At 68.4% G+C, this 21,855-nt stretch carries 22 protein-coding genes; 15 read left to right on the forward strand and 7 right to left on the reverse strand.

Annotated elements, in window-relative coordinates; genetic code table 11:
* Nucleotides 1-26 precede the first annotated feature (26 nt).
* Entirely contained in the window at nucleotides 27-878 is an 852-nt protein-coding gene (locus tag NRB20_RS06225; RefSeq protein ID WP_153408297.1) for a helix-turn-helix domain-containing protein, read from the reverse strand.
* Between the two features lie 187 nt (nucleotides 879-1,065).
* On the opposite strand from NRB20_RS06225, the gene NRB20_RS06230 reads away from it, so the two are divergent.
* The 5 genes from NRB20_RS06230 (at nucleotide 1,066) to NRB20_RS06250 (ending at nucleotide 7,004) form a co-directional block, all read left to right on the forward strand.
* Nucleotides 1,066-1,812, forward strand: a complete 747-nt coding sequence (locus tag NRB20_RS06230; RefSeq protein ID WP_153408773.1) for an SDR family NAD(P)-dependent oxidoreductase — start codon at nucleotides 1,066-1,068, stop codon at nucleotides 1,810-1,812.
* Nucleotides 1,813-1,854: 42 nt separating this feature from the next.
* Nucleotides 1,855-2,595, forward strand: a complete 741-nt coding sequence (locus tag NRB20_RS06235; RefSeq protein ID WP_153408299.1) for a phosphoglyceromutase — start codon at nucleotides 1,855-1,857, stop codon at nucleotides 2,593-2,595.
* Between the two features lie 115 nt (nucleotides 2,596-2,710).
* Complete coding sequence (locus NRB20_RS06240) at nucleotides 2,711-4,762, forward strand: CocE/NonD family hydrolase (RefSeq protein WP_153408302.1); 2,052 nt, start codon at nucleotides 2,711-2,713, stop codon at nucleotides 4,760-4,762.
* 317 nt (nucleotides 4,763-5,079) lie between these two features.
* The gene (locus tag NRB20_RS06245; protein WP_319944536.1) at nucleotides 5,080-6,318 is read left to right on the forward strand and encodes a sensor histidine kinase; all 1,239 of its coding nucleotides are present in this window, start codon (nucleotides 5,080-5,082) and stop codon (nucleotides 6,316-6,318) included.
* Entirely contained in the window at nucleotides 6,315-7,004 is a 690-nt protein-coding gene (locus NRB20_RS06250) for a response regulator transcription factor (protein ID WP_153408305.1), read from the forward strand. The genes NRB20_RS06245 and NRB20_RS06250 overlap by 4 nt, the downstream gene beginning before the upstream one ends.
* A 69-nt stretch (nucleotides 7,005-7,073) precedes the next feature.
* Here the strand turns inward: NRB20_RS06250 and NRB20_RS06255 are convergent, their stop codons facing one another.
* Entirely contained in the window at nucleotides 7,074-7,955 is an 882-nt protein-coding gene (locus NRB20_RS06255; RefSeq protein WP_153408309.1) for an SDR family oxidoreductase, read from the reverse strand.
* Between the two features lie 111 nt (nucleotides 7,956-8,066).
* On the opposite strand from NRB20_RS06255, the gene NRB20_RS06260 reads away from it, so the two are divergent.
* Nucleotides 8,067-8,645 carry a TetR/AcrR family transcriptional regulator gene (locus tag NRB20_RS06260; protein ID WP_153408311.1) on the forward strand — a complete coding sequence of 193 codons (579 nt, stop codon included), beginning with the start codon at nucleotides 8,067-8,069 and terminating at the stop codon, nucleotides 8,643-8,645.
* On the opposite strand, the gene NRB20_RS06265 is transcribed toward NRB20_RS06260, so the two are convergent.
* The 5 genes from NRB20_RS06265 to NRB20_RS06285 all read right to left on the reverse strand — a co-directional run bounded on the left by NRB20_RS06265 (nucleotide 8,634) and on the right by NRB20_RS06285 (nucleotide 12,838).
* On the reverse strand, nucleotides 8,634-9,938 hold the full coding sequence (locus tag NRB20_RS06265; protein ID WP_319944537.1) for an acyltransferase family protein: 1,305 nt from the start codon (nucleotides 9,936-9,938) through the stop codon (nucleotides 8,634-8,636). The genes NRB20_RS06260 and NRB20_RS06265 overlap by 12 nt on opposite strands.
* Nucleotides 9,935-10,867, reverse strand: a complete 933-nt coding sequence (locus tag NRB20_RS06270) for an SGNH/GDSL hydrolase family protein (RefSeq protein ID WP_153408313.1) — start codon at nucleotides 10,865-10,867, stop codon at nucleotides 9,935-9,937. Before NRB20_RS06270 ends, NRB20_RS06265 begins: the two co-directional genes overlap by 4 nt.
* Before the next feature lie 13 nt (nucleotides 10,868-10,880).
* Nucleotides 10,881-11,234 (reverse strand): hypothetical protein, encoded by a 354-nt coding sequence (locus tag NRB20_RS06275; protein WP_153408315.1) that lies wholly within the window; start codon nucleotides 11,232-11,234, stop codon nucleotides 10,881-10,883.
* Nucleotides 11,235-11,449: 215 nt separating this feature from the next.
* The gene (locus NRB20_RS06280; RefSeq protein ID WP_153408316.1) at nucleotides 11,450-11,776 is read right to left on the reverse strand and encodes a hypothetical protein; all 327 of its coding nucleotides are present in this window, start codon (nucleotides 11,774-11,776) and stop codon (nucleotides 11,450-11,452) included.
* A 201-nt stretch (nucleotides 11,777-11,977) separates the two neighbouring features.
* Nucleotides 11,978-12,838 carry a hypothetical protein gene (locus tag NRB20_RS06285; protein ID WP_319944538.1) on the reverse strand — a complete coding sequence of 287 codons (861 nt, stop codon included), beginning with the start codon at nucleotides 12,836-12,838 and terminating at the stop codon, nucleotides 11,978-11,980.
* A gap of 103 nt (nucleotides 12,839-12,941) precedes the next feature.
* On the opposite strand from NRB20_RS06285, the gene NRB20_RS06290 reads away from it, so the two are divergent.
* The 9 genes from NRB20_RS06290 to NRB20_RS06330 all read left to right on the forward strand — a co-directional run bounded on the left by NRB20_RS06290 (nucleotide 12,942) and on the right by NRB20_RS06330 (nucleotide 21,845).
* Nucleotides 12,942-13,937 carry a Ppx/GppA phosphatase family protein gene (locus NRB20_RS06290; RefSeq protein ID WP_319944539.1) on the forward strand — a complete coding sequence of 332 codons (996 nt, stop codon included), beginning with the start codon at nucleotides 12,942-12,944 and terminating at the stop codon, nucleotides 13,935-13,937.
* Complete coding sequence (locus NRB20_RS37910) at nucleotides 13,934-15,940, forward strand: hypothetical protein (protein WP_227833322.1); 2,007 nt, start codon at nucleotides 13,934-13,936, stop codon at nucleotides 15,938-15,940. The genes NRB20_RS06290 and NRB20_RS37910 overlap by 4 nt, the downstream gene beginning before the upstream one ends.
* 15 nt (nucleotides 15,941-15,955) lie before the next feature.
* Complete coding sequence (locus NRB20_RS06300; RefSeq protein ID WP_319944540.1) at nucleotides 15,956-16,852, forward strand: sugar phosphate isomerase/epimerase family protein; 897 nt, start codon at nucleotides 15,956-15,958, stop codon at nucleotides 16,850-16,852.
* 188 nt (nucleotides 16,853-17,040) lie between these two features.
* The gene (locus tag NRB20_RS06305; RefSeq protein WP_406603790.1) at nucleotides 17,041-17,865 is read left to right on the forward strand and encodes a thioesterase family protein; all 825 of its coding nucleotides are present in this window, start codon (nucleotides 17,041-17,043) and stop codon (nucleotides 17,863-17,865) included.
* Nucleotides 17,866-17,917: 52 nt separating this feature from the next.
* On the forward strand, nucleotides 17,918-18,727 hold the full coding sequence (gene proC, locus NRB20_RS06310) for a pyrroline-5-carboxylate reductase (protein ID WP_153408322.1): 810 nt from the start codon (nucleotides 17,918-17,920) through the stop codon (nucleotides 18,725-18,727).
* A gap of 192 nt (nucleotides 18,728-18,919) precedes the next feature.
* On the forward strand, nucleotides 18,920-19,144 hold the full coding sequence (locus NRB20_RS06315) for a helix-turn-helix domain-containing protein (RefSeq protein ID WP_051193761.1): 225 nt from the start codon (nucleotides 18,920-18,922) through the stop codon (nucleotides 19,142-19,144).
* 338 nt (nucleotides 19,145-19,482) lie between these two features.
* Nucleotides 19,483-19,584, forward strand: coding sequence for a 30S ribosomal protein bS22 (locus NRB20_RS06320; protein WP_003402602.1), 102 nt, complete (start codon nucleotides 19,483-19,485; stop codon nucleotides 19,582-19,584).
* A gap of 180 nt (nucleotides 19,585-19,764) precedes the next feature.
* The gene (locus NRB20_RS06325; protein WP_319944541.1) at nucleotides 19,765-20,832 is read left to right on the forward strand and encodes an NAD-dependent epimerase/dehydratase family protein; all 1,068 of its coding nucleotides are present in this window, start codon (nucleotides 19,765-19,767) and stop codon (nucleotides 20,830-20,832) included.
* Entirely contained in the window at nucleotides 20,829-21,845 is a 1,017-nt protein-coding gene (locus NRB20_RS06330) for a lysophospholipid acyltransferase family protein (RefSeq protein ID WP_153408324.1), read from the forward strand. Before NRB20_RS06325 ends, NRB20_RS06330 begins: the two co-directional genes overlap by 4 nt.
* The last annotated feature ends 10 nt before the right edge of the window (nucleotides 21,846-21,855 follow it).

Consider the following 21,855-nt stretch of genomic DNA (forward strand, 5'->3'; position numbering starts at 1 on the left):
ACGTGGCTTCGCCGGCGGCGAAACGGTCACTGTGGATAGTGCGGCGTCCGAGAGCTCTCCCCGCCGAGAGCCGAGAGCCGGTGGGCGTCACGGGTTTTCGGTTGGGCGGTGAAGACGACCATCTTGAGATCGCCGTCGGGCACGGCGAGCGCGTTCGCGTCCAGCGTGATCGTCCCGACGGCGGGATGGTGCGTCACGCCGGTGGTGCCGACGAATTTCGCGGCCGCGCCCTCGCGCCACAGATCGTCGAATCCGCCGTGCGTGGCGCGCAGTTCGGCGACGAGTTTCGCGAGATTCTCGTCGTGCGGATAGCGGTTCGCGGCGTCTCGCAGATCGGCGACCAGTGCGGTCTTGAAACTCTTTTCCTGGGCATCGGATTTCCAGGTGAAATTGGCCGGCTCCATGAAGAATCGCCAAGCCATGTTGCGCTGGCGGAAATCCTCGGCGGGCTCGCCGAAGACGCGCGTGCCGAGACCGTTGTAGGCGAGCAGTGTCCAGCCGGTGTCGTAGACGCCGACCGCCACCTCGTCGAGCCGTTCGAGCAGCAGCTGGGTGGTCGCGCCGATGGTGCGGTCCACATCGCCCGGCACGGCCGGCGCATACCCCGACAATGCCGACAGCTGTTCGTATTCGGCCCGGGACAGCCGCAACGCCCGGGACAGCGCGTTGACGACAGACGCCGACGGATGACTGCGCCCCTGCTCGAGGCGTTTGATGTAATCCTCTGAGACTCCGGCCATTTCAGCGAGCTCCTCGCGTCGCAGACCGGGCGTGCGGCGCGCGCCCCGCGGCAACACCAAGCCCACCTCCGCGGGCGCGAGACGATCGCGATACTTGCGCAGCAGTGGGCCCAGGTGTCGGGAGTTGTCGGTTGCCATGTCAGTCCGTTCCGGTCACGCGAAGGTCGTTGCGCCGGCGTGCAGCTCGTTTCCAGTGTGACGGCACAGCCGATGCACGGCGCGCGCCGGTCGTACCCGGGTGGGACAACTCGGCCCTGGCTGGTGGTTCCGCAGCGGCACAGGCTGATTCGGAACCACACACAGACGAACGAGGACCACCATGCCGATGAACCTGACCGGACAAACCGCACTCGTCACCGGCTCCACCGCCGGAATCGGCCGGGCGACCGCCCTGCTGCTGGCCGCCGCCGGAGCCACCGTGATCGTGTCCGGGCGCGACGCCGACCGCGGGAACGACACGGTCGCGGAGATCATCGACGACGGCGGCCGGGCGCGTTTCGTGGCGGCCGACCTCACCGATCTCGGCTCGCTGCGAGGTCTGGCGGAAGCGGCGGGCCCGGTCGACGTGCTGGTCAACAATGCTGCGGTGCAACCGCTTTCACCGGCCATATCCCAGGATATCGAGAGTTTCGACATCGCCGTCGCGGTGAATCTGCGGGCCCCGTATTTCCTCACCGCCGCTCTCGCCCCGGCGATGATCGCGCGCGGTTCGGGCAGCATCGTCAATGTCAGTTCGATGACCGCCACCACGGCGATGGCGGGGGTTTCGGCCTACACCGCCACCAAGGCCGCGCTGGAGGCGTTGACCCGCAGCTGGGCCGCCGAGTTCGGCCCGACCGGCGTCCGGGTGAACGCCGTGGCTCCCGGGCCCACCCGCACCGAGACGGTGCTGTCGGGTGCGGCCGCGGCGTTCGGCGAGGACGGCGAAGCACGGCTGGGCGCACTCACCCTGTTCGGGCGCATGGCCGAGCCGAGCGAGATCGCCGAAGTGATCCTGTTCCTGGCCGACGACCGCTCGAGCTATCTCACCGGTGCGGTGATCGCGGCCGACGCGGGCCGCACCGCCGCCTGAGGAGTGGAGTAGCGGGGAAACGCCCCCCGCTACGATGGCCGCATGACGTACACCCTCGTGTTGCTGCGCCACGGCGAGAGCGAATGGAATGCCCTGAATCTGTTCACCGGCTGGGTCGATGTGCACCTGACCGACAAGGGTGTGGCCGAGGGGCGGCGGGCCGGGGAACTGCTGGCCGAGCAGGGGATTCTGCCGGACATCGTGTTCACCTCGCTGCTGCGGCGCGCGATCGGCACCGCGAATCTGGCGCTGGACGCCGCGGATCGGCACTGGATTCCGGTGATCCGGGACTGGCGGCTCAACGAGCGGCACTACGGCGCGTTGCAGGGCAAGAACAAGGCCGAGATCCGGGACAAGTACGGCGACGAGCAGTTCATGCTGTGGCGGCGCAGTTACGACACACCGCCGCCGCCGATCGAGGCGGGCACCGAATTCAGCCAGGACGGCGATCCGCGCTACGCCGGTATCGATGCCCCGGCCACCGAGTGTCTCAAGGATGTCGTGGCCCGGATGGTGCCGTACTGGGAATCCGACATCGCCCCGGAGCTGCGCACCGGCAAGACGGTTCTCGTTGCCGCGCACGGTAATTCGCTGCGCGCGCTGGTCAAGCACCTGGAGGACATCTCGGACGAGGACATCGCCGGACTGAACATCCCGACCGGCATCCCGCTGCGCTACGAACTGGACGAGAACCTGCGTCCGACCGGTCCGGGCGAGTACCTGGACCCGGAGGCCGCTGCGGCGGGTGCGGCGGCGGTGGCCAACCAGGGCGGCAACAAATAATCGGCAACCCGTGAACCGGCGCGGCAACACGTATCAATAGCCGGTGGTTTGCAACTTACTCACTGGTAGTTAAACTCTCGCTCGTTTGGTTCGATCGAGAGGTGGATCACGTCCGATGCCGTACGCGTTCCGTGCCGCAGTCGTGGTGACTGCGGCCATCGTCGCCCTGCCCTTCTTCGCCGGAACGTCCTCGGCGACACCCGAACCCACCGGACCCGACGGTGGCGCCGCGGGTGTCGCCTGGACGGCCGCCGAGGACGGTCCGCAGCAGTACCCGAACATCCACATCGACTGGGATGTGCCGATCACCATGAGTGACGGCACGGTGCTGAAGGGCAATGTGTACCGCCCCGCCGACCCGGCCGGACATCCGATCGATACGCGAACTCCGGTCGTGCTCAACATGACTCCGTACACCAAGCTGGTGTCGAATCTGGCCGACCACGCGGGGTCGATTCCGGGACTGTCCGACGCGCTGCTGAATCTGTTTCGGCAGATCGATCTGTCCGGCACCCCGCTGTCCGGCGTCACCGATCTGACCAAGGCGTTCGGCGGCGGCGAACTGCGCGACTTCGCGGTGGACCGCAAACTGGTGGAGAGCGGCTACACGCAGGTCGTGGTCGACGTGCGCGGAACCGGTTTCTCCCAAGGGGATTGGGACATGCTGCGTCAACGCGAGCAGCAGGACACCGTCGAGACGATCGATTGGGCCGCGCGCCAACCCTGGTCCGACGGCAAGGTCGGCATGAACGGCCTGTCCTATTCGGGTATCAACCAGGTGCAGGCCGCGGAGAAGCATCCGCCCGCGTTGAAGGCGATCTTCCCGGTGGTGCCGGGCAGCGACCTCGTGGACGACGTCCTCGCGCCCGGCGGCGGCTTCGGTTTCAACTTCATTCCGTTGTGGCTCAGCGCGATCAACGGCCTCAAATGGGTGCCGGACGTGCAGTCGCTGCTGACCGGAAAGTTCGACACCCGCTGGTTGAACGACCGCGTCGGCGACCCGTACACCTACATGGACGTACTGCTCAGCGCCTACAGCCGGACCCGCATGCAGGACCTGGATCCCCGTGTGCGCCAGATGCTCACGGACTTCTCCTCCGAACGTCGAGCGTGGCTTGGCGATCCGGGCCGGATCCAGATCCCGACCTTCGTCACCGGCGGCTGGCACGACCTGTTCACCTACTCGGAATCCAAGATATACAACGAGATTCCGGTCGCGCCGGGACACAAACAGCTACTGATGGGCAACACCTACCACCTCAACTCGGGCAGCGAATCCGGTAAGCCAGGCCTGCCGCCGCGCCTGGACGTGTTGCAGCGCGCGTGGTTCGACAAGTGGCTCAAGGGAATCGACAACGGCATCGATCGCTACGGTCCGGTGACGTTGCGCGAACAGGGCGGCGGCTGGGTCACCCAGGGCGGTTTCGGCCCGTCGGCGCCGGCCGACGAGAGGTCGAAGTATCGCCGAATGTACTTGTCCGCCAGGCGAAGCGGCACCGCGTCGAGTGTGTGGGACGGCTCGCTGAGCGGGACACTCACCGGCGAGACCACGCGAATGAGCGTCGCGCCCGGCCTGACCACGCTCTGTTCCAACGACGCCGCCCAGGCCACCGCGGGCGTGCTGGCGGTCATCGACGCGTGCGGCAAGGATTCCCGGATCGCCGAGACCAACGCGCTGACCTTCACCAGCGCGCCGGTTCCGGGGCAGACCACGATCTCCGGTCCGATCGCGATCCACCTCGAGACCGTGCAGGACGCCGCCGACGGCTACTGGGTCGCGACGGTGAACGACGTCGCCCCCGACGGCCAATCGACGGTGCTGTCCTCGGGCCAGCTGATGGCCTCGCTCCGCCAGATCGACGACGCGCACAGCTCCCGTTCGGCCAACGGCGACTACACCGACCCCCGCGCCTACACCTCGCTGGACCGTCGACAGCCGACCGTGCCGGGCGTCCCGACCACCCTGGACATCGCCCTGCCCGCCACCCGCGCGGTGCTGGCCCCGGGCCATCGCCTGCGCGTGGACGTATTCGCCGGTAACTTCCCCAAGGGCCTGCCGATCCTGCCGATGCTGGTCGACACCGGTCTCCGGCCCGAACACGTGCAGCTCGATCCGCGGAATCCGAGTTTCGTGAACATCCCGGTGCGCGGCGACGACGGCTGGTGATCCGAGGTCCCCGGACCACGCGGAAAAATTGCGGTAGACCTCACAGCCGACGGCCCGCGCGGAACTTGTCACAGCGGTGTCGCCACCGCCGGACGAGTTCACGCGGGTTTCGCGTGTTCTCCAGATGTGCGGTGCCGCAACGCAATGTGCGCGCGGGATCGTCGAACACGCCCGGGAACCCGCCTGCCCGGTGATAGCGGGCGCTACGACGAACAACGCGTAAACACCCGGATAACACCGTCGTAATGGCCTGCGACCTGCGTGAAACTTCGCCGTCCGACACTCGTTCCGTCGGTTTGCGATCGTACGATTCACGTGTGAGCGTTCCCCAGGCCGTGCTGCTGGCAGTTCTCGCGGCCATCGTCGGGTTGGCCGTGGGCGGGTTGCTCATTCCGTACGTGAATGCGCGCCAGGCCCAGCGGCGAGAGGCCGAGAGCGGCCTGACCATGTCCCAGGTGCTCGATCTGATCGTGCTCACCTCCGAGAGCGGTATCGCGGTCGTGGACGAATATCGCGACGTGGTGTTGGTGAATCCGCGCGCCGAGGAATTGGGTGTGGTTCGCAATCGCCTGCTGGACGAGCGTGCCTGGGCGGCGGTGGAGAAGGTCATCGCCGAGGGCGAGGACGTCGAATTCGATCTGACGCTGAAGAATCCGGTGCCCGGCCGCGGCCGCATCGCCGTGCGCGGCGTGGCCCGGCCGCTTTCGCGCGGGGAATCCAATTTCGTCGTGCTGTTCGCCGACGACGATTCCGAAACCGCCCGCATGGAGGCCACCCGCCGGGATTTCGTGGCGAATGTGAGTCACGAACTCAAAACTCCCGTCGGCGCGATGAGCCTGCTCGCCGAGGCATTGCTGGAATCGGCCGACGATCCGGATTCGGTGCGGCACTTCGGTAATCGGCTGCTGGCCGAATCCGGGCGGATGGGCAAGATGGTGACCGAGCTGATCGCGCTCTCGCGGCTGCAGGGCGCGGAGAAGCTGCCGCAGCTCGAGGCCGTGGAGGTGGACGTCGTGGTGAACGCCGCGATCGAACGTTCCCGCACCGCCGCCGAGGCCGCCGGAATCACCGTCAGCACCGACTCCAACAGCGGCCTGGAGATCTTCGGCGACGAACCGCTGCTGGTCACGGCGCTGTCGAACCTGGTGGAGAACGCCATCAACTACTCCCCGCGCGGCTCGCACGTATCGGTGAGCCGCGCGGTGCGCAACGGGCATGTCAACATCGCGGTCACCGATCGCGGCATCGGCATCGCCAAGGAGGATCAGGAACGGGTCTTCGAGCGGTTCTTCCGCGCCGACAAGGCCCGTTCGCGCGCCACGGGCGGCACCGGGCTGGGCTTGGCTATCGTCAAGCACGTGGCCGCCAACCACAACGGCGAGATCACCCTGTGGAGCAAACTGGGCACGGGTTCGACGTTCACGCTGCGCATACCCGCGGTCGAGACCGAGGATCCGGACAAGAGAACACCCCCCGGAACTCCGGTGGGTAAGAAGGAAAACGGCTCACGCCCCGCGGGGCGGGCCAGACCAAACGGTGTGGAGGCAACCCGATGACGAGTGTGCTGATCGTCGAGGACGAGGAGTCGCTGGCCGATCCGCTCGCCTTTCTGCTGCGTAAGGAGGGGTTCGAGGTCACCGTGGTCGGCGACGGTCCCTCCGCGCTGGCCGAGTTCGACCGTTCCGGTGCGGATATCGTCCTGCTGGATCTGATGCTGCCCGGGATGAGCGGCACCGACGTCTGCAAGCAGTTGCGCATCCGCAGCAGCGTGCCGGTGATCATGGTGACCGCGCGGGACAGTGAGATCGACAAGGTCGTCGGTCTCGAGCTGGGCGCGGACGACTATGTGACCAAGCCGTATTCGTCCCGGGAGTTGATCGCCCGGATCCGTGCGGTGCTGCGGCGCGGCGCGGGCGAGGAGATGGACGGCAACAGCGAGAACGCCGTACTCGAGGCGGGTCCGGTGCGGATGGATGTGGATCGGCACACGGTGCAGGTCAACGGCAAGCCGGTCACGTTGCCGCTCAAGGAATTCGATCTGCTGGAGTACCTGCTGCGCAACTCCGGTCGCGTGCTCACCCGCGGGCAGCTCATCGACCGGGTGTGGGGTGCGGACTACGTCGGCGACACCAAGACGCTGGACGTGCACGTCAAGCGGCTGCGGTCGAAGATCGAGATGGATCCGGCCAAGCCGGAACATCTGGTGACCGTGCGCGGGTTGGGGTACAAGCTCGAAGCCTGAGCTCGAATCAGGTTGTGACACAGCGGCACCCGGCGTTCCCGAGGGTTCGGGAGCGCCGGGTGCGGTGTCTCATTTACCGATGTTCTCCAGGTCGGCCAGGAGTCCGGGGTGGGTGGGCGTCCAGCCGAGGGTTTCGCGGGTGTGGGCGCTGGAGGCGGGCTGGTCGGTGACGAAGACGGGGCCGAAGGGGCCGAAGTTCTCGACCGGGACCTGTTCGACCGGCAGGTCCAGGCGGCGGCCGATGACGGCGGCGATATCGCGCACCCGGTCGCCTTCGTCGGCGACGGCGTGCCAGGCCGTTCCGGCCGGGGCCGATTCCAGTGCCAGCCGGAAGAGTACGGCCGCGTCGACGGCGTGCACGGCGGGCCAGCGCTGGCTGCCGTCGCCCGGGTAGCCCGCGATGCCGCTGCTGCGCGCGCGTTCGGTCAGCATTCCGGCGAAGCCGCCCCTGCCCTGGTTGTGGACGGTGCGGGGCATGCGCACGGCGGTGGCCCGCACGCCCTGGGCGGCCAGCGCGAGCAGTGCGTTGACCGAGCGGGCTCGACCGGCCACCGGTCCTTCGAGGGGCAGCGGGTCCTGTTCGGTGGCGGCGCGGCCCGCCACCCAGGGCGTGCCGGAGACCGTGACGATGGGCCGGTCCGAGCCGAGCAGTGCGTCGCCGAGTGTCGCCATCGCGGCGCTCTCCTGCGCGATGGCCGTCGCGAGCCCGTCGGGGCCGCCGAAGTCGTGGCTGAAGGCCAGGCTGATCACCCCGTCGGATCGCGCGGCCCCGGCGCGTAGGACGTCGAGGTCGTCGAGTCCGCCCCGGAGTGGTTCGGCTCCGGCGTCGGCGAGGGTGCGCGCCGAATCCTCCGAGCGGGCGAGCGCGAGAACCTTGTGACCGTTGGCCGACAGTTCGGCGACGACGGCGGATCCGATGGTGCCGGTGCCTCCGGTGACGAAGACCTGCATGTGGCTGTCCTCCACAGTGATGGGATAAGTGTCTCATCACCGTAACACGGTAACGGGACAAGTGTCGCATCACGTCGGGATAAGTGTCGCATCACCTGGTATCGTGCAGCCATGGCTCGATGGGAACCCGGCGCGCGCGAACGGCTCGTCGTGGCCGCGGTCGACCTGTTCACCGAGCAGGGCTACGACGACACCACCGTCGCCGAGATCGCCGCCCGGGCCGGAGTCACCCGGAGCACGTTCTTCCGGCACTTCACCGACAAACGTGAGGTGCTGGTCGCCGGGCAGGAGACGTTGAGCCGGTTGCTGGCCGAGGGCATCGCGCAGGCCCCGGAGGGGGTGGGCCCGCTCGACGCGGTCGCCGCCGGGCTGGCGCGCGCGGCGGACGAGATGGGGCCGCTGAATCGCGAACTGGGCCCGCGCCTCAAGGCGGCCGTGGCCGCCAGCAGTGAACTTCAGGAACGGGACGCGCTCAAGAGCGTCGGCCTCGCCGCCGCGATGCGAACCGCGCTGATCGAGCGCGGTATCGAGGATCCGAGCGCGCACCTCGCCGCCGAGATCGGACTGCTCGCGTTCAAGCGCGGCTACGCGGCGTGGTGCGGACAGGACCGCCGGGATGACGACGGTCTCGCCCCGCACATGCTGGCCGCCCTCGACGAATTGCGCACGGCGGCAACGTTATTGCGCTAGGTGCGATGGCTCCTCGGGCGAGTCCGGTTCGGCGGAACGGGCCGAGGTCTTCGGCCGCGGCCGCGCGAAACGCCGCATCAACGGCAGATCGACCAGCTGATAGATCGCCGCGGCCGCGAGCACCGCACCGACCAGGCACAGCGCCGAACACCCCAGCCATCCCCAGAACCCGAACTGATGCCCGCCGATCACGAATCGCGTCACCAGCACCATGATCGGAAACTGGATCAGATAGAACGCGTACGAGATCTCGCCGAGCCACACCATCGGCCTGGACGGTGTGCGCGCGGGCGATCCGCGTTGATCGCGCACGGCCATCGTGGCGATCAACGCCGCCATCGGACCGACCTCCAGCGCCGACATCTTGAAGTCCACCGGCACCACCCAGGTCGCCAGGTAGGACAGCGCCACCGCGAGCACCGGCAGCGTCAAACGCGTGTTGCGCCAACGTTTCTCGATCACCATGCGAGCGGTCAGCACGCCGACGTAGAACTCGGGCAGCCGCGAGAGCGGAAAGTCGTAACTGAACCAGTACGAACGCAACACCGGAATATCGCTCTGCTCGAACCAGATTCGCGCCGCGTGCAGTTCCGCGTGCGGCGACACGTCACCGCCGACCAGCCGCGGCGCGAAGGCATTGCCGATCGCGGTCGGACCGTCGAAGGCGATCAGATACGCCGCGTGCAGCCCGAGCACGAGCACCAGCAGACCCGCGATCCACCACAGCAGCCGCGCCCCGGGAATCCGCCGCACCAGCGGCAACAGCAGCGGAAAGCTCAGGTAGAACAGCATTTCCGAGCACAGCGACCAGGACGGCACGTTGAGCCCGCCGACCGTACTCCACTTCGGCACCCAGTTGTGGATCAGCAGCAGGTTCGGCAACCACACCACTAGCCGGTGCAGCGGCACGCTCGCGGCCAGGACGAACACCGCCGCGGCGACCAGATGCGTCGGATAGATCTTGAGCACCCGGCGGCGGTAGAAGCCCAGCGCCGACCCGCCGCGTCCGGCGGACCAGTAGATGATGAAGCCGGACAGCACGAAGAAGAACGTCACCCCGGCCGCGCCGAACTGCATCGGCACGAAGTCCTGATGGATCCGCCGGAACAGCTCGGACTTCTGGAAGGGGTAGACGGGCAACAGGATCAGCGCGTGCGTCGCGAACACCGCGAGCGCGGCCCACCACCGGGCGGCGGTCAGCGACGGCAGACGCCCCGAATGCCGTCGCTGATCCGCCGCCGGGGTGTCCGGCGTCTCCGGGCTGCGCGAGGGCGGCGAGTGCACTTGTGTCACTGCGAGATCCAGCGATTCAGCGCCTGCGCCGTCACCGAATCCCCTTGCGCGCTGGGGTGGAACGGGATGCCGGCGAAATCCGCGCGCGGGTCGAAGAACCCGTTCAGCCAGGGCTGCGACGAGCACAGTCCGTGCCCGGCGGTGAGCGCGCGCAGGTCGAAGAAGTGCAGATCCAGCAGTTTCGCCGCCTCGATCTGCGCCTGCTGCAACCGATCGAGGTAGTCCACCAGACCCGCGCCGCGGTCCTGGATGATATTTCCCACACCGAGCACGCTGGTGCAGACCGTCGACGAATGCGCCGGGAACAGTTCGGGATAGCCGACCAGGACGATGCGCGCGTTCGGCGCGTAGTAGCGGACGTAGTCGACCACCTCGCGGAGCCGATCGGCGTACGCCTGCCCGGTCAGCGCCCGGAAGTCCGCGAGCCGCCCCTGCGCCGCGGCCTCGGGTCCGCAGCCGTCGCGGAAGTTGAACACGCACGGGCCCAACGAGGTCCACAGCATCGTCTTGCTGTCGCCCCAGGTGTCGTTCATGCCGAACTGGAGGGCCACGGTCTTCGTGCGCGGGCCGAACGCGCCCGCGACGGCGGCGATCCGGGCCTCGGACACGATGTCGTACGCGGTGTGGCTCTCCAGGGACGCGCCGGAACACGAGACGTCCTCGAAATCCGAGGTGCCCGCGATCTTCAACAGCTTGCTCAGCTGCACCGGCCACGCGGTCGGGCCGTGATTGCAGTCCCGCGAATCACCGTCCAGCCGAATGCCGTTCGCGGTGTACGAGTCGCCCAGGACGACCAGTTCGCTGCCCGATCGCTGGGGGTTGTCGGCGTGGGCCGGACCGGTCACGGTGACGGTGAGCAACGTCGCGCAGGCGGCCACTACGACACCTGCCAGGCGGCTCCGGGCCGCGGTGAGAATATTCGTTCGCATCCTGGCTGGTACCTCAGTAACCGGCACGCGGGGTGAAGCCGGGATCCGACAGTGTCGGTGCGGGTTTCGGCGCGGTGGTCTGCGGATGCGTCTGCGGCGCTTGGTATTGCGTCACCGGCGGCTGCGGTGCCTGGGTGACCTGCGGCGGCGGCGCGACGGCCGGAGCCGAGGTGGCCGGGGGTGCGGGCGTGGTGGTCGCGGTGTCGTTGGTGGGCGTCGCGGTCGTGGTCGGGGCCGCGGTCGTCGTGCTGCTCGACGTGGTGGTGGCGCCGCTACCGGAGTTGTCGCAACCTGTGAGCGCACCCAGTCCGATCGCGACCGCAGTAGCGCACGACAATGCGCCGGAAACCTTTTTCAACGTGCTCATAGTCCATATATCGAAGCTCAGAACCATGATCGCTACAAGACGGCGGTTCCATGGTTCGCGACCTCGTTCGATCATGGAATGTGTTGTCGGTAACGCTGATTCGAGCCGGGGCGATACGCAAACACCCGGCGTTCCCGGACCACGGGGACCGTCGGGTGTTCACATATCGCGCGATGGTGTCCGTCCGGCGCGGAGCTGTCCGGTGCGGCGGCGTCCTAGGTCAGGTGGACCCAGACGGTGCCGATCTGCGGCAGCTGGGTCTGGCTCAGGTGGAACCAGCCGAAGTCGTCGTGCTGCATGCAGTCGGTGAAGGGGCCCTTGGGGGTCGCGCCCTTGCAGTAGATCGGGTGGGTGGTCCCGTAGATGCTCGCGACGACCTGCTTGCCGTTGGTCTTGGCGTTGATCGCGGCCGGATCGGTGTAGAGCACGAAGTTCGAGGTGGCGTCGTTGTAGTCGTGGAAGTCCTCGGCTTGCGCGGCCGGGGCGAGGATCGCGGCGGCGGCAACGGACAGCATGGCGGTGGTGATCAGTTTCCTCATCATGGCGGTGGTTTCTAACATCGAAAGGTGACGCGCGCATGGCGAGCCGGTGTCGCGCAGGGTTCGCTCCGGGCCTCGCGGATCGGCTCGCGGCGGGTGGGAACCGCTGATCGGCCGCTCAGCGGGTCTGTTTTGCTGATGGGTTGCTCACTCTGATGCACTGTGACCGATTCGATGTTGTGGGTCACAATTCGCGCGCGTGCCTCAGGAGGTGTGCGCCTTGTGCTCCGCGGCCTCGGTGGCCGGATGCACCGCGATCAGGCCCAGTCCCTCGCGTCGCTTGCAGTGCCGCGCCAGCTCGTCGTACGCGGGCTGACCGATCAACTCGATCAATTCCGGTGCGTACGACTGCCATACGGGCCGCGAACCGACGTGCGCGTCGGGGGAGCCGGAGCAGTACCAGTTCAGATCCTCGCCGCCGGGACCCCAGCCGCGCCGATCGTATTCGGTGAGCGTGGTGCGCAGGATCTGCACGCCGTCGGGGCGGTCCACCCAGTCCTGGGTGCGGCGAATCGGCAACTGCCAGCACACTTCCGGCTTGACCGTGAGCGGTTCGAGGCCCGTGCGCAACGCCATCGAATGCAGCGCGCAGCCGATGCCGCCCTCGAATCCGGGCCGGTTCAGGAAGATGCACGCGCCGTCGTAGCGGCGGGTCCGCAGCGCGGGCTCGTCGTCCAGGTCGTCCTCTTCCAGGTACAGCCGCTTGCGCACCTTGCCCTCGGCGTCGGTGGCCTCGCCCATCAGCTGCCAGTCCTGCGGTGTGAGTTTTTTCACAGCCTTGGCGAGCTTCTTGCGGTCGTCGTCGTCGCACAGGAACGCGCCGTGCGAACAGCAGCCGTCGTCCGGGCGGCCCTCGATGATGCCCTGGCAGGCCGGGGTGCCGAAAACGCACGTCCAGCGGGACAGCAGCCACGTCAGGTCGGCGGAGATGGTGTGCTCGTCGTTCGCCGGATCGACGAACTCGATCCATTCACGCGGGAAGTCGAGCCCGACCTCGGGGCTGGGATCGATCTTCGTCGCTGGTCGCAGCCCGGTGGGGGCGCTCGCGGAAGCTCCTGCGGTCACAGCGTCGAGTGTATTGCTCCCGCGACCGGGGGAGTGGACCGGCCGCGCGGTGAGTACGAACCGTATTCCAACACGTCACAGCGGCACCCAGTACCGTGTTGTTGTGCGGCTCGGTGTGCTCGATGTGGGAAGTAATACCGTCCACCTGCTAGTGGTGGACGCTCATCGGGGTGGGCACCCGATGCCGATGAGCTCGACGAAGGCGGCGTTGCGCCTGTCCGAGAGCATGGACGACAACGGCCGGATCACGACCGAGGGGTCGGACCGGCTGATCGCCACGGTGGCCGAATTCGCCAGCATCGCAAAGACTTCCGGATGCATCCAGCTGATGCCGTTCGCCACCTCGGCGGTGCGCGAGGCGACCAACTCCGAGGAGGTGCTCGCGCGGGTGCGCCGGGAGACCGGCGTCGAACTGCGGGTGCTCTCGGGGGTCGACGAGGCCCGGCTGACGTTCCTGGCGGTGCGCCGCTGGTACGGCTGGAGCGCCGGACGGATCCTGAATCTCGACATCGGCGGCGGCTCGCTGGAGCTGAGCAACGGCGCGGACGAGGCACCCGATGCCGCGCTGTCGCTGCAACTGGGCGCGGGCCGGCTCACCCGGGACTGGCTGCGCGAGGACCCGCCCGGCAAGCGCCGCGTCGCGGTGCTGCGCGACTGGCTCGAGGCCGAGATGGTGGCCCCGGCGAAACAGCTGCTCGAGCCCGGTCGCCCCGATCTGGCGGTGGGCACGTCCAAGACGTTCCGCTCGCTGGCCCGGCTCACCGGCGCGGCCCCCTCCGCCGCCGGACCCCGCGAACGGCGTATCCTCACCATCTCCGGTCTGCGGCAACTGATCGCGTTCATTTCCAGAATGACCGCCGCGGATCGGGCAGAGTTGGAGGGCGTCAGTTCCGATCGGTCCCAGCAACTGGTGGCCGGCGCACTGGTCGCGGAGGCGAGTATGCGTGCGTTATCGCTGGATACTCTCGAGATTTGCCCATGGGCGCTGCGGGAGGGCTTGATCCTGCGCAAACTAGATACCGACCTGGACAGCGATCCGTCGACCGGTAACGGCCGGTCCTCGGGTGTGCCGGGCCCGACGGAAACGGTTTTGCGATGAGTGAAGATTCGACTCAGCTCTCGGTCGCCGAGCTGCTGGCCCGCAACGGCCAGGGCGCGCCCGCGTCCGGGGGCGGCGGTCGGCGGCGGCGCAGTGGTCGCGGTATCGCGGTCAACGAGTTCACCGGCGATATGCCCGTGGTGCGGGAGGGCGGTTCGTCACACGCCGCGCCCGAGGAGCCCAGCGGGTACGACCCGGCTCCCGATCCCGCGCTGGCCTATTCGCCCGCGCCGGAGCCGGACAACTCGCCGTTGTCCGGGCCGATCACGTTCTACAACCCGCTCGCGCCGAGTTCCTCGCCGAGCGAATCGCCCGGATACGCGTCGTCCGGTTCCGGGGTGGATTCCTTCGGTCCGCCGAGCGCGCCGCCGACCTCGGGTGGTCGCCGGGCCCGGCGTGAGCTTGCCGAATCGCTTGCCGCGCAAGATGATTCGGCCGCAGATCCGTTCGGTTCGGCACCCGTTCCGGAGGTGCCGTCGCCGGGTGGGGGCGGGCGCAGACGCCGCCGCGACCCCGATGAGCAGATGACCGAGGTGCAGCCGTTCCGGCCGCAGGGGCTGGACAGTTACGCGCCGGGCCCGGATTCGCGTGGCGCGAACGGCTTCGCTCCAGACTCGCGGGGCGCGAACGGTTTCGCCCCTGATTCGCGTGGTGCCAATGGTTTCGCTCCCGATTCGCGCGGGGCCAACGGTTTCGCTCCCGATTCGCGCGGGGCCAACGGTTTCGCTCCCGATTCACGCGGGGCCAACGGTTTCGCTCCCGATTCACGTGGTGCCAACGGTTTCGCTCCCGATTCACGCGGTGCCAATGGTTTCGAGCCCGGGGTCGATTCCCGAGGTGCGAACGGTTATGCGCCGGAGCCGGATTCGCGTGGTGCGAACGGTTTCGGGCCGGGACCCGATTCCCGTCGGCCGGGTGCGAATCCCTTCGGGTCGGGCACTCGCGCGCCGGGTGCGGATTCCTTCGGCGCGGATTCGCGCGGCGCGGGTGCCACCGCATTCATGCCCGCCCCGAATCCCCTTGCCCCGGGCGGTAATTCGTTCTCTCCGGGACCGGATCCGGCCGGACCCTCCGGGTGGGGGTCGCCGCGCGGCCCCGAGCCGATGGCGCAACCCGGTCCCCAGAATCCCGATCGTGGCGACGGCCCGCCCTCGCGGATGGGCCGCCGCAACGGTGCCGACGGTCCGCCGCCGCCCGGTGGACTTCCGGCCTGGTCGGCGCGTCGGCGTGGTCCGGGCGCACCCGATCGCAACGCTGCCGAACCGCCACGCAACGGCGCGGAACCACCCCGCAACGGCATGGAGCCCCCGACCGCGATGTGGTCCCCGGGCAATCAGGGCAAGCCCGGCCCGGCTCCCGGCGGCGATCCGCGCGACGACCTCGACCCCCGCGGCGGCCGCCCGCTGCCCTCGGATCCGATGCTGTCCCGCGACGCGCGTCCGGTCACCGATCTGCTGGCCGTGGACGTGAACGGCCGCACCGAGATCTATCCCGCCGTCGGCCCCGATTTCGATCCCGACCAGGACGACCTGGATCTGGACTACGACGAGGACGACGACGATCTGCTCGACTTCGACGAGGACGAAGACGAGGACGACGACGATTTCGACGAGCCCCCGGCCCGCCGGAACCGCCGCGCCCCCAAGCGTTCCGGTCGCGACACCTCGATCAGCGCCCGCTCGAAGGCGCTGTTGCAGAGCGACCGCCCGAGCTGGCTGAGTTTCGGCGGTGGCCAGGAGACCGGGCGTCGGCAGTGGCTGGTGCTGGCCGGTCAGGTCGTCGGCGCGGCGGTGGCGGGCATGCTGCTGTTCAAGGGCTTCGAGAAGATGTGGGATCTGCTGCCGTTCGTCGCGCTGGCGCTGGCGGTGGTGGTCATCCTGGGTCTGGTGGCGCTGGTGCGGGTGCTGCGCCGCACCGACGATATGTACAGCACGGTCATCGCGGTCGTCGTCGGCATCTTCGTGACGCTCGGACCACTGGCGTTCCTGCTCAGTACGAACTGATCCGGGAGCGGGCACGTGGGGAACATCGGCGCGGCGGAGATCAAGGTCGGCCTGTCGAGCGCGTCGGTCTATCCGGAGAACACCGAGGCGGCGTTCCGCTACGCGGCCGAAATCGGTTACGACGGTGTGGAATTGATGGTCTGGGCGGAACCGGCCAGTCAGAGTATCGCCACCGTGCAGGAGTATGCGCGACGGTACGAGATGCCGGTGCTGGCCGTGCACGCGCCGTGTCTGCTGATCTCGCAGCGGGTCTGGGGCGCGGATCCGGTCGCGAAACTCGAGCGCAGCGTGCGGACCGCCGAGGCGCTGGGCGCGGCGACCGTGGTGGTGCATCCGCCGTTCCGCTGGCAGCGTCGGTACGCGGACGGTTTCGCCGCGCAGGTCGCCGAGTTGGAGCGGGACAGTCCGGTGGCCGTGGCGGTGGAGAACATGTTCCCGATGCGCGCGGACACGCTGTTCGGGCGGCACGAGGGCGCGGTGCGGCGGCTGGAGCGGCGCGGCGGGCCCGGATTGTCGGTGACGGCGTTCAGCCCGTCCTACGATCCGACCGATACCGGATTCCGGCACTACACCCTCGACCTGTCGCACACCGCGACCGCGGGGATGGACGCGACGCTGCTGGCCGCGCGCATGGGCGAGGGCCTGACGCATCTGCACCTGGCCGACGGCCGCGGCGCCGCGCACGATGAGCACCTGATTCCGGGCGACGGTACGCAGCCGTGCGCGCAGGTCTGTGAATCCTTGGCGCGCAACGGTTTTCGCGGTCAGGTCGTGATCGAGGCGAACACCCAGAACGCCCGCACCACGATGGCGCGGGCGGCCATGCTGGCGCGTGCGCTGGAGTTCGCGCGCACCCATCTGGATCGGCACGAACCGGCGTCTCCGGAGCCGTCGGGCGTCGGCGGGAGTTGACCCACATCTCGTCCGGGATGGTGCGTTGGTCACACCTGGTTCGGGAATCGCGATGCCTGCGGTAACACTTATACGGTGTACGAGCCATGCGGCAGGAAGGAGCGGCGGTGACGGAATTGGCCATCGATGACGCGGTAGCAGGTGAGCGCGAAGCCGCGCCGGAACCGGACGACGCACCCTTCGCCCGGGTGTGCGCACTGACCGAACTGCCCGGCGAGGATCCGGCGGTCGGCCGTTATCGCGGCACGATCGAGCCGACCTGGACCATCGGGCACAAACTGCACGGCGGCACCATGGTCGCCGGCAGCGCCGCGGCCGCGTCCCGGCGGTTGCGCGCCGCCGCGCCCGAGCTGGCCGGGATGTTCCCGATCTCCGCGAGCACCGATTTCCTCGGCGCGCCCGAGGCGGGCGAGGTCGAGTACGAGGTCCGCATCCGCAAGACCGGCCGTCAGATCTGCCTGATCGACACCGGTCTGGTGCAGGGCGGCCGGACGCTGGTGCACACCGTGTTCACCTTCGGCCACCTCAACGACCAGGCCCCCGCCTACGCGGCCGACAACGCCGGTGACATGCCCGCCGAACCCACCGCCGACGCCGTGTTCTACACCCCGGACTCGCCGATGGGTCAACTCGTGCACGTCTCCGAGGGCGCGTCGGTCGCGCTGGATCCGCGCTGGGCCCGCTTCCTCGAGCAGGAACAGGGCGAACCGCGGCTGCGGCTGTGGATCCGGGCGCGCGAGGGCGACCAGCAGGACCCGGACGTCGCGGCCTACTTCGCGATGATGGCCGGGGACATGAGCCCGCCGGTGCCGACCAACATGGGCCGCTTCGGCTGGGCCCCGACCGTGCAGATGACCACATACCTGCGGCGTCGTCCGGCCCCGGGCTGGCTGCGCGTGATCGCCACCGCGCACGAGATCGGTGAGCGGATGTTCGACGAGGATCAGTTGGTGCTGGACTCCACCGGTGCGGTGGTGGCGCAATCGCGCCAGCTCGCGCTCATCCCGCGTTGATCGGTCGGCGTGCGGTGAACCCGTCCGCGCCGCACCGTTAGCCTTGGACACCATGACGAGAATTGCGGTGATCGGTGGCGGGCGGATCGGTGAGGCGTTGCTCGCCGGACTGCTCGAATCCGGCTGGGCGAGTAAGGATCTGGTCGTTGTCGAGATGGTGGCGGCGCGGGCGGAAGTATTGAGCGAGCGCCTGGGCATCCGCGTCACCGACGACGTCACCGATGCCGCGACGGGTGCGGATCTGCTGGTCGTCGCCGTCAAACCGGGCGATGTGGACGCCGTCCTCGTCGAGGTGAGCAAGGTCGATCAGGACGACGCGCGCGACCGCGTGCTGGTGTCGCTGGCCGCCGGGGTGACCACCGCGCGCCTGGAGGCCAAACTGCCCGCCGGATTCCCGGTGGTGCGGGTGATGCCGAATACCCCGATGCTGGTAGGCCAGGGGATGAGCGCGATCGCGGGCGGCCGCCACGCCGATCCGGCGCAGCTCGAGCAGGTCTCCGAACTGCTCGCCTCGGTCGGCAAGGTGGTCACCGTGCGCGAATCGCAGATGGACGCGGTGACCGCGGTGTCCGGTTCGGGTCCGGCGTACTTCTTCCTGGTGGTCGAGGCCATGGTCGAGGCGGGCGTCGGGCTGGGCCTGAGCCGCGATGTGGCCACCAAGCTGGTGGTGCAGACGATGCTCGGTTCGGCGGCGCTGCTGGACGAATCCGGTCAGGACGCGGCCGAACTGCGCGCCGCGGTGACCTCGCCCGCGGGCACCACGGCCGCGGCGGTGCGCGAGCTCGAACGCGCCGGGGTGCGTTCGGCGTTCATCGAGGGTCTGAACGCGGCGCGCGACCGTTCGGCGGCACACGACGCGTGACGCTCCGATCCGGGCGGTAATTGAACGGCGCGCGTCCGTTGCCTGACCGGCCGGTTATCCGCCCGGCAAATCCGATTTCTCACACCCGTCGCAGCAATCCCACTGGTCCCGCTAAGCTTCAAGGAGCACGTGCGTGTCTGTTCCGCCGGTGGGGAAGCCGGCGGCGCGGACGTGCCGGAGGTCGGTGACGCAATGATGTCTGGAAACAGCTCTGCGAGTACGGGACCCGTGGTTGGTGGAGGGACGCAGTTCCTCACCGTCGCCGAAGTGGCGAATCTGATGCGGGTGTCGAAGATGACGGTGTACCGGTTGGTGCACTCGGGTGAATTGCCCGCGGTGCGAGTCGGCAGATCGTTCCGAGTGCACGCGAAAGCCGTGCACGACTATCTGCAGACCTCGTATTTCGACGCGGGCTGAGAACAACAGAGTTCGCGGCCCGGCTCGCCGGTCGGACGCGTGGCGGGTGCGAGGAACGAGTGCCCGACACGGGGCCGAGCGGTGAGGCTTCGGGGGCCGCGAACCGCCGCAGCGAAGCGGAGGCCGAAGATCCAGCTCCCCGTTTCGTTTGCTGGGTGGCAGCCCGGTAACATGGATGACCGTCGTGTTTCGCCAGGCGGTGCTCCGCGCCGCGGCGACCGCGCGAACATTGGGAGCGCGGAAACCGGGAGCCATGCGGGCCGGGCGACCCGGAGAACACCAGGCGTACGTGAACCGGCGTGCGTGCCGAGTAGAGAGAGAACGCGAGGAACAACCCTATGGGTTCTGTGATCAAGAAGCGTCGTAAGCGGATGTCGAAGAAGAAGCACCGCAAGCTGCTTCGTCGTACTCGGGTGCAGCGGCGCAAACTCGGCAAGTAGGCCCGGCAGGTAGCCGCAGCCGTCGAGGGGCCCGTCATCGTCACGGTGACGGGCTCTTGCGTTGCCAGTGACGAAAGTCCTCGTTAGAACCTGGTAAATAGCCTCTCCAGGTGCGTGCGCGACCCGTTACGCTGGAGCCGCGGGGACAGCCGGTAAAGGGGTTCAGTTGGGATTTTCGGCGTGAACGAGCGGGACGGGCACCGACCGAGAGTTGTCCTGGTCACCGGTGCCAGCCGATTCTTCGGCGGCAACGTGGTTGCCGCCCTCGCCGCCGAGCCCAGCGTCGAGCGGATCATCGCGGTCGACGCGCGCCAGCCCAACCGGGAACTGCTGCGGCGCATGGGCCGCGCCGAATTCGTCCGGGCCGATATTCGAAATCCGTTGATACGCAAGGTCGTCGACGGCAACGAGGTCGATACCGTGGTGCATCCCGCAGTGCTGTCCCGGCCGCCGTCCAGTGGTGGACGCGCGGCGATGAAGGATTTCAACGTGCTGGGCGCGATGCAGCTGCTGGCGGTGTGCCAGAAGTCGCCGAGCGTGCGGCGGGTGGTGGTGCGTTCGTCCTCGGCGGTCTACGGGTGCAGTGCGAAGGATCCGGCGAAATTCACCGAGGAAATGGGCGCCCGGACCCCGCCGAGCGGTTGTTTCGCGCGCGACATGATCGAGATGGAAGGTTATGTGCGCGGGCTGGCGCGACGCCGCCCGGATATCGCGACGGCGATTCTGCGTTTTCCGCCGATCGTCGGATCCCGGCTCGCCGAACGTGGTGTGCAGTATTTCCGATCCCCGGTGACGCCGACGGTGCTCGGCCGCGATCCGCGGATGCAGGTGTTGCACGAACAGGATTCGATCGCCGCGCTGGTGCATGCCGCGTTGGTCGCACCGGGCGGGACGTTCAATATCGCGGGTGACGGCGCGTTGACGCTGTCCCAGGCGATCCGCCGCGCCGGGCGGGTCGCGTTGCCGATTCCGTTCTCGCTGTTCCGCACCGTGGGCCGGAGTTTCATGGGCCCGGTGATGCAGGAGTTCACGTCCGAGCAGATCGACTACTTTCATTTCGGGTGCGGCCTGGATACCACCCGAATGCGCGCCGAACTCGGATTCGAGCCGCGCTGGACCACGATGCAGGCCTTCGACGATTTCATCGGGGGCGCAGCGTTGCGGCCCGTCATCGATCCGCGCTGGATCGACGCCGCCGAAACGAGACTTCTCGGCCTGGTAGGGGCCGGAGAGGAAGTACATCGATGAACGACGTGGCCAAGGTCATCCAACTACACGACATCGACTTCGAGGCCCGGTCCCGGCCCGCCCCGCGGCGCTGGCCCGGACAGAGCGCCGCGAGCCCGGTGACCTCGCTCACCGACCGGCTCGCCGAGACCACTCCGCCGCCGCCGCGCAGCCTGGGTGACCTGGTGCGCGACACGGTCGCCGAGGGCATCCGCGGCACCGCCGATTTCGCGCGCCGGCGGCTCACCGGCGACTACCAGGTCGACGAGTTCGGCCTGGACGAACACCTGCTGGAATCGGTGCTGCTGCCCGCGCTGCGGCCGCTGGCCGAACAGTGGTTCCGGGTGGAGGTCAACGGGCTCGAGCACCTGCCCGAATCCGGCGGTGCGCTGATCGTCGCCAATCACGCGGGCGTGCTGCCGCTGGACGGGCTGATGTTGCAGCTGGCGGTGCACGATCGGCATCGCGCGCAGCGCGTGGTGCGGCTGCTGGCCGCGGATCTGGTCTTCGAGACGCCCGTCATCGGCGGGCTCGCGCGCAAGGCCGGGCACACCCTGGCCTGCCCCGCCGACGCCGAGCGGCTGCTGCGGACCGGGGAGCTGGCCGGGGTGTTTCCCGAGGGCTACAAGGGAATCGGCAAGGCGTACGGGGATCGGTACAAGTTGCAGCGGTTCGGGCGCGGGGGTTTCGTGTCCGCCGCGGTGCGCACCGGGGTGCCGATCATTCCGTGCTCGATCGTGGGTTCGGAGGAGATCTACCCCAAGCTCGCCAACCTCGAACCGCTGGCGCGACTACTCGGATTGCCGTATTTCCCTGTGACGCCGCTGTTTCCGCATCTCGGGCTGCTGGGCATGGTGCCGCTGCCCGCCAAGTGGTACATCGAGTTCGGCGAGCCGATCGAGACCGGCGCGTACGAGCCCGAGGCCGCCGACGACGCGATGACCATGTTCGACATCACCGATCAGGTGCGGGAGAACATCCAGCAGTCGCTGTACAAGCGGCTCGCCAAGCGGCGCAACGCTTTCAGCGGGTAGCCGCGTTCCG

Origin of the sequence: Nocardia macrotermitis (assembly GCF_009604405.1) — a bacterium.
In the GTDB taxonomy this organism is placed as follows: Bacteria; Actinomycetota; Actinomycetes; order Mycobacteriales; family Mycobacteriaceae; genus Nocardia; species Nocardia macrotermitis.

Coding starts and splice junctions, on each gene's coding strand:
- NRB20_RS06235 (WP_153408299.1), top strand. CDS start 1,855: ATGACGTACACCCTCGTGTTGCTGCGCCACGGCGAGAGCGAATGGAAT.
- NRB20_RS06280 (WP_153408316.1), bottom strand. CDS start 11,776: ATGATGAGGAAACTGATCACCACCGCCATGCTGTCCGTTGCCGCCGCC.
- NRB20_RS06275 (WP_153408315.1), bottom strand. CDS start 11,234: ATGAGCACGTTGAAAAAGGTTTCCGGCGCATTGTCGTGCGCTACTGCG.
- NRB20_RS06240 (WP_153408302.1), top strand. CDS start 2,711: ATGCCGTACGCGTTCCGTGCCGCAGTCGTGGTGACTGCGGCCATCGTC.
- NRB20_RS06225 (WP_153408297.1), bottom strand. CDS start 878: ATGGCAACCGACAACTCCCGACACCTGGGCCCACTGCTGCGCAAGTAT.
- proC (WP_153408322.1), top strand. CDS start 17,918: ATGACGAGAATTGCGGTGATCGGTGGCGGGCGGATCGGTGAGGCGTTG.
- NRB20_RS06250 (WP_153408305.1), top strand. CDS start 6,315: ATGACGAGTGTGCTGATCGTCGAGGACGAGGAGTCGCTGGCCGATCCG.
- NRB20_RS06320 (WP_003402602.1), top strand. CDS start 19,483: ATGGGTTCTGTGATCAAGAAGCGTCGTAAGCGGATGTCGAAGAAGAAG.
- NRB20_RS06270 (WP_153408313.1), bottom strand. CDS start 10,867: ATGCGAACGAATATTCTCACCGCGGCCCGGAGCCGCCTGGCAGGTGTC.
- NRB20_RS06230 (WP_153408773.1), top strand. CDS start 1,066: ATGAACCTGACCGGACAAACCGCACTCGTCACCGGCTCCACCGCCGGA.
- NRB20_RS37910 (WP_227833322.1), top strand. CDS start 13,934: ATGAGTGAAGATTCGACTCAGCTCTCGGTCGCCGAGCTGCTGGCCCGC.
- NRB20_RS06255 (WP_153408309.1), bottom strand. CDS start 7,955: ATGCAGGTCTTCGTCACCGGAGGCACCGGCACCATCGGATCCGCCGTC.
- NRB20_RS06260 (WP_153408311.1), top strand. CDS start 8,067: ATGGCTCGATGGGAACCCGGCGCGCGCGAACGGCTCGTCGTGGCCGCG.
- NRB20_RS06315 (WP_051193761.1), top strand. CDS start 18,920: ATGATGTCTGGAAACAGCTCTGCGAGTACGGGACCCGTGGTTGGTGGA.
- NRB20_RS06330 (WP_153408324.1), top strand. CDS start 20,829: ATGAACGACGTGGCCAAGGTCATCCAACTACACGACATCGACTTCGAG.